7 protein-coding genes are annotated in these 5122 nt (G+C 64.0%); 4 read left to right on the top strand and 3 right to left on the bottom strand.

What is annotated here, in order from left to right; all coding sequences use genetic code 11:
- Positions 1-27 precede the first annotated feature (27 nt).
- Positions 28-1050: a dihydroorotase gene (gene pyrC, locus B4F07_RS00345; RefSeq protein WP_293700924.1), complete on the bottom strand. Its 1023-nt coding sequence runs from the start codon at positions 1048-1050 to the stop codon at positions 28-30.
- A gap of 59 nt (positions 1051-1109) precedes the next feature.
- Between pyrC and B4F07_RS00340 the strand changes: the two genes are divergently transcribed.
- From B4F07_RS00340 to B4F07_RS00330, 3 genes are read left to right on the top strand one after another with little or no spacing between them, the layout of a single operon-like run.
- Positions 1110-1823, top strand: a complete 714-nt coding sequence (locus B4F07_RS00340) for a YgfZ/GcvT domain-containing protein (RefSeq protein ID WP_293700923.1) — start codon at positions 1110-1112, stop codon at positions 1821-1823.
- Complete coding sequence (locus B4F07_RS00335; protein WP_293700922.1) at positions 1820-2833, top strand: hypothetical protein; 1014 nt, start codon at positions 1820-1822, stop codon at positions 2831-2833. Before B4F07_RS00340 ends, B4F07_RS00335 begins: the two co-directional genes overlap by 4 nt.
- A 35-nt stretch (positions 2834-2868) precedes the next feature.
- Complete coding sequence (locus tag B4F07_RS00330; protein ID WP_293700921.1) at positions 2869-3444, top strand: retropepsin-like aspartic protease family protein; 576 nt, start codon at positions 2869-2871, stop codon at positions 3442-3444.
- Positions 3445-3450: 6 nt separating this feature from the next.
- On the opposite strand, the gene B4F07_RS00325 is transcribed toward B4F07_RS00330, so the two are convergent.
- Entirely contained in the window at positions 3451-3708 is a 258-nt protein-coding gene (locus B4F07_RS00325) for a YdeI/OmpD-associated family protein (protein WP_414711742.1), read from the bottom strand.
- Positions 3709-3842: 134 nt separating this feature from the next.
- On the opposite strand from B4F07_RS00325, the gene B4F07_RS00320 reads away from it, so the two are divergent.
- Positions 3843-4508, top strand: coding sequence for an MBL fold metallo-hydrolase (locus B4F07_RS00320; RefSeq protein WP_293700920.1), 666 nt, complete (start codon positions 3843-3845; stop codon positions 4506-4508).
- A 52-nt stretch (positions 4509-4560) separates the two neighbouring features.
- Here the strand turns inward: B4F07_RS00320 and B4F07_RS00315 are convergent, their stop codons facing one another.
- Entirely contained in the window at positions 4561-5001 is a 441-nt protein-coding gene (locus B4F07_RS00315) for an MAPEG family protein (protein WP_293700919.1), read from the bottom strand.
- Positions 5002-5122 lie beyond the last annotated feature (121 nt).

Raw genomic sequence — 5122 nt, 5'->3', positions numbered from 1 at the left:
CCCATTGCTGCGCAACAGGGAGGATAGTTAGACGATGCGCCAACCCAGCGTCTCACCCGCATGGAAAGGCACGACCTCGCCGATCGTCTCGGGAACCACTGTTTCGCCCCGCTCCAGCGTCACCGTGCCATCATTAAGCGGCAGGCCGTAAAAGCGCGGCCCATGTTCGCTGGCAAATCCCTCGAAATGGTCCAGCGCGTCATCCTGATCGAACGCCGTGATGTAACTTTCAAGCGCAAACGGGGCGTTGAAGATTCCGGCGCAGCCGCACGACGCTTCTTTCGTATGCACGGCGTGCGGCGCACTGTCAGTGCCAAGGAAGAATTTGGGCGAGCCCGAAGTCGCCGCAGCGCGTACCGCGAGGCGGTGATGCTCGCGCTTGGCGACGGGCAGGCAATAGGCGTGCGGGCGGATGCCGCCGACGAGCATCGCATTGCGGTTGATGTGGAGGTGCTGCGGGGTGACGGTCGCCGCGACATTGGCGGGGGCGCTCGCGACGAACTGCGCCGCCTCGGCCGTCGTGATATGTTCGAACACGATCTTCAGCGCGGGCAGGGCGCTGACGAGCGGTTCCAAGGTGCGCTCGATGAACACCGCCTCGCGGTCGAAGATATCGACGTCATGGTCGGTGACTTCGCCATGGATCAGCAGCGGCATGCCGATGGCCTGCATCCGCTCAAGCACGCCCATGATGTTGGCGACGTCGGTAACCCCGTGCGCGCTGCCCGTGGTGGCGTGGGCGGGGTAGAGCTTGGCGGCGGTGAACACCCCCTCGGCATGGCCGCGCGCGATCTCGTCGGGGTCGGTGGCGTCGGTCAGGTAGGCGACGATCAGCGGGGTGAAGTCGAGATCGGCAGGCACCGCGGCGGTGATCCGGTCGCGATACGCGCGGCCTTCCTCGGCGGTGGTTACCGGGGGCGACAGATTCGGCATGACGATCGCGCGGGCAAACTGGCGCGCGGTGTAGCGGGCGACATGGGTTAGCATCGCGCCGTCGCGCAAGTGGACGTGCCAGTCGTCGGGGCGGCGGATCGTCAGGCGGTCGGTCATGGGCTTCTCGCAGGGAAAAGGGTGCTTGGTTTTGGCTGCGGCGTCCCTAGATTATCGCCATGGCCAATACCACCCTGATCAACCGTGCCCTCATCCGTCTGTCAGGGGAGGACGTGCGTGGCTTCCTGCAAGGGCTGGTCACCAACGACACGTCGGAACACCTGCCGGTCTGGGCGGCACTGCTGTCCGCGCAAGGCAAGGCGCTGTTCGATTTCCTGATCTGGAGCGATGGCGACGACATATTGATCGACTGCGAGCGCGATGCGGCGGGCGATCTGGCGAAGCGGCTGACGCTGTACCGCCTCCGCCGCGCGATCACCATCGAGCGCGAGCCCGACTTGTGCGTTCATTGGGCACCGGCGGGCGATTTGGGTGTGGTCGATCCGCGCCTCCCCGAACTTGGTCAGCGCTGGCTGGCGCCTGCCGAGGGCGAGGCATGCGCCGACGACGCGTGGCGCGCGCACCGGCTGGCGCTGGGTGTCACCGAAGGCCGCGCCGAGTTGGGCGATGGCACGACCCTGTGGCTCGAATGCAATGCCGCCGAACTGAACGGGGTCAGCTTTACCAAGGGCTGTTACGTCGGGCAGGAAAACACCGCGCGGATGAACTGGCGGCAAAAGGTCAATCGGCGGCTGGTCGTGGTGCCAATCGCCGACGCCGACGAGAAGCGACAGGTGATCGCTTATCCCGACCTCGGTTGGTCGGTCGAGCATCGGCGGGTGGAGGCTATTCCCGCTTCGCTCCGGCCTCAATGGATGGAGATGGTGACATGATGACCCGGATCGTGGTGTTGCTTTTTGGCCTCGGTGCCGCTGTGACGGCGACACCGACAGCCGCGAAGGAGGACGAAAAAGCCGCGTCCGCCTGCTCAGCGACTGACGGCCCGACTATGACGATCGGTGAAATCACCGTGCTTGGCGATATGGCAATTGGCCGCTGCGTGACCGTCGATGGCTGGGCGCTTGGCTATTTCCTGCAAGCCGACAATGAGGCGCGTTATCGGCAGCAGCGGATTTATAACGACTATACAAGTACCGGCGTTGTGCTTGGCCTTTATGGCCGTGATCGCGGCGCGCCACCGGCGATAATCCGTGCCACTGGGCGGATCGACAGTTGCAAGGCGGTATATGACCGGATCATCGCAGCGGGTGATATCCCCTTCCTTGGCGGCTTTTGCCATTACCACTATGGACTCGTGATCAACGCTTCGTCAGTGACGGAGATCGGCAAGCCTGACATCGTCCGTATTCCTGCAAATGCCGCTGCTCCGGGAATTGGGAACCTGTCGCGGATGGTGGACGGCAAGGCGCGCGATACGCTGCTCGCTACCTTTGCGCCCTTGCTGGACGCGCTGGTCAAACGCGACGGTGCGGCGTTGCGACAGCTACTGCGGATCGAGAGCGGCGCTCCGATGACTGAAGACCGACTTGCGGAACGGGTTGCGGCGCTAACGGCGGCCGATTCGCCTGTTACTGCGCTCCCGTCCGACGGATCGGCCGTGGTTGAGGTTTTTGGCTGGCGGGAGCCATTATGGGCCGACGAGAAAACGCGCATGGGCAATGCCGCCGCGATGGCGAATACCACGAGCGGAATCGTCTGCGCGGCGCCGCCACGCACTGCCGAAGAACGGCTGTGGCCGATTGACGACGCCGACGCCGGGTTTGCCCGCGGCCGCCCTTATGTCTGTGCGCGCATCTTCATCGGCGCGTTGAAGGAGGGGGGTGAGCGGGTGACGCAATATGCGGTGTATCCCGAACGTCGTTCGATCCGCGAACCCGCTTAACCAATCCCCAACCCTAAGCTGCGACAAGGGGCACCATGTTGGGGCGTTTTCTTGGTCTGGCGGCAATCATTGCGGCGGTTTCGATCGGCATGGCGGGCGTCGCCAGCCGTTCGGCGGCCGACGACGCTGTCGAAACGACCGCCGCGATTGCGGGCAATCACGACAATTGGACCACGCACAAGCTGCGCAAGGACCAGTCGGCAGCGGCGGCCGAGGCCGCCGCACAGTCTGGCACGTCGGTCTCGTCGGGCGAGGCTTTGCTCAGCCGCGCAGGCGATTCGCATTTTTACGCCGATGCCGACATTGACGGCACCAACATTCGCGTGATGGTCGATAGCGGCGCGTCGATTGTCGCGCTGACCCGGCCCGATGCCGAAGCAATCGGAATCGACGTCGATCACTTGCCGATTACCGGAACGGCGCGCACCGCGGGCGGCGACGTGCCGATGCGCACCGTGATGCTCGACAGCGTCGATATCGACGGGCTGGAAGTCCGACGCGTCGAAGCTGCGGTGATCGATGCAGACATGGGCGTGTCGCTGCTCGGGCAAAGCTATTTGTCGCGGCTCGCCGCGGTGAATGTCGAAGGCGACACGATGACACTGCGCTGAGGCGCGCTATTTCGCCTTCTTGTCGATCAGCACCGCCTGTTGCCAACGGCTAGGCGCCTTGTCGGTACGATGGATGCACCCGGCCCAGCAACAGGGCCGCTTTTTCCCCTCGTGCAATTCCTCGCGCGTCCGCTCGATCCGGCGCACGCGGGTTTTTGCCTGTTTGGCGTCTTCGNNCCAGCAGATGAACTCGTTGCGGCCGAGCGGGGTCAGGCTTTCCCACAGCGCCAGCGCTTCGGGATCGCACGCCAGCGCAGCCTGCATGTCGTCGCCCGCTTCGTGGACGGTTCCGTGGGAAAAGACTTTAGACACAGCGTCATTTGATATGACGGCGGGCGCGGCGGGTCAAATCGGTGCAGCGGCTTGCCATTTCGGTGCTTTTTCCCCACATCACCGGCATGAACGCTCCCAATCCTCCGATGCGCGCGGCGATTGTGCCGGTCACTGCCTTTCAGCAGAATTGCACCTTGCTGTGGTGCACCGAAACCAACAAGGCGGCCTTCGTCGATCCCGGCGGCGACCTGCCCAAACTGAAGGATGCGGTGCGCCAGACCGGGGTCGAGGTCGAGAAGATCCTGGTGACGCACGGCCATATGGACCATTGCGGGCAGGCGGGAATGCTGGCGAAGGAACTTGGCGTGCCGATCGAGGGGCCGCACGAGGACGACCGCTTTTGGATCGAACAATTCGCCGAGGATGGCGCAAGGTTCGGCATGGTCGGCGAGGTGTTCGAGCCTGACCGCTGGCTGGTCGATGGCGATACGGTCACCGTCGGCAACCTGACCATCGATGTCATCCATTGCCCGGGACACACGCCGGGGCATGTTGTGTTCCACCATGCGCCATCGAAGCTGGCGATCGTCGGTGATGTGATCTTTCAGGGATCGATCGGCCGCACCGACTTTCCGCGCGGCAATCATCAGCAATTGCTCGATTCGATCACGCAAAAGCTATGGCCGCTGGGCGGCGATACGACCTTTCTGCCGGGTCACGGCGCGCACAGCAATTTTGCGCACGAGCGGCGGACGAACCCGTTTGTCGGCGATATGGCGCTGGGTGGCTAATATCGTCATCCCGGCGAAGGCCGNNTCCCGGCCTTCGCCGGGATGACGTGGGTTACTTCGGCGCCACCACCGTCGTTTCCTCGATCGCGGTCGTCGTGACACTCACGGGCGTCAGATAGACGATCGCCAGCGCCCCGAGCGCAAGGCCAAGCTGGGTCAGCATGGTGATGATTGTCCCGGCCATGCGGCCCCACATCATCCCGTCCATGCCGATCGCGTGCAGGATGCGCCCGACCAGATACAGCGCGCCCACGCCCCACAGCCACATCGACGACCCCAAGCCGAGTTCGACGAGTGCGAGCAGGATCAGCACGAAGGCGGTGTTTTCGACAAAATTGCTGTGCGCGCGCATCCGCCGCGTGACCAGTTCGTTGCCGCCGTCGCCGACAAAAACCTTTTCCTTCGTCCGCACCCGGCCGACGCGGATCGACAGCCACAGGTTGAGCAGCGCCGCTCCGGCGGCAATCGTCAGGCTGATCGGCAAGATAATCATATGTGTCCCCCACATTGTTGGCCGGTTGCTCCGGCGATCGAGGAGGTGTGGCATTGCTGAAAGGGCGGGGCAAGCGCAGCCTTTTACCTCTTCGTCGCCCCGGACTTGCTCCGGGGTCCAT

It is taken from the genome of Sphingopyxis sp. UBA6723, assembly GCF_002454115.1.
Lineage (GTDB): Bacteria > Pseudomonadota > Alphaproteobacteria > Sphingomonadales > Sphingomonadaceae > Sphingopyxis.
This window is presented reverse-complemented; position numbering and strand designations above follow the sequence as displayed.

What these genes read in the sequence shown, in the direction of transcription:
- pyrC (WP_293700924.1), bottom strand. Translation starts at nt 1,050, where the DNA reads ATGACCGACCGCCTGACGATCCGCCGCCCCGACGACTGGCACGTCCAC.
- B4F07_RS00340 (WP_293700923.1), top strand. Translation starts at nt 1,110, where the DNA reads ATGGCCAATACCACCCTGATCAACCGTGCCCTCATCCGTCTGTCAGGG.
- B4F07_RS00335 (WP_293700922.1), top strand. Translation starts at nt 1,820, where the DNA reads ATGATGACCCGGATCGTGGTGTTGCTTTTTGGCCTCGGTGCCGCTGTG.
- B4F07_RS00330 (WP_293700921.1), top strand. Translation starts at nt 2,869, where the DNA reads ATGTTGGGGCGTTTTCTTGGTCTGGCGGCAATCATTGCGGCGGTTTCG.
- B4F07_RS00320 (WP_293700920.1), top strand. Translation starts at nt 3,843, where the DNA reads ATGAACGCTCCCAATCCTCCGATGCGCGCGGCGATTGTGCCGGTCACT.
- B4F07_RS00315 (WP_293700919.1), bottom strand. Translation starts at nt 5,001, where the DNA reads ATGATTATCTTGCCGATCAGCCTGACGATTGCCGCCGGAGCGGCGCTG.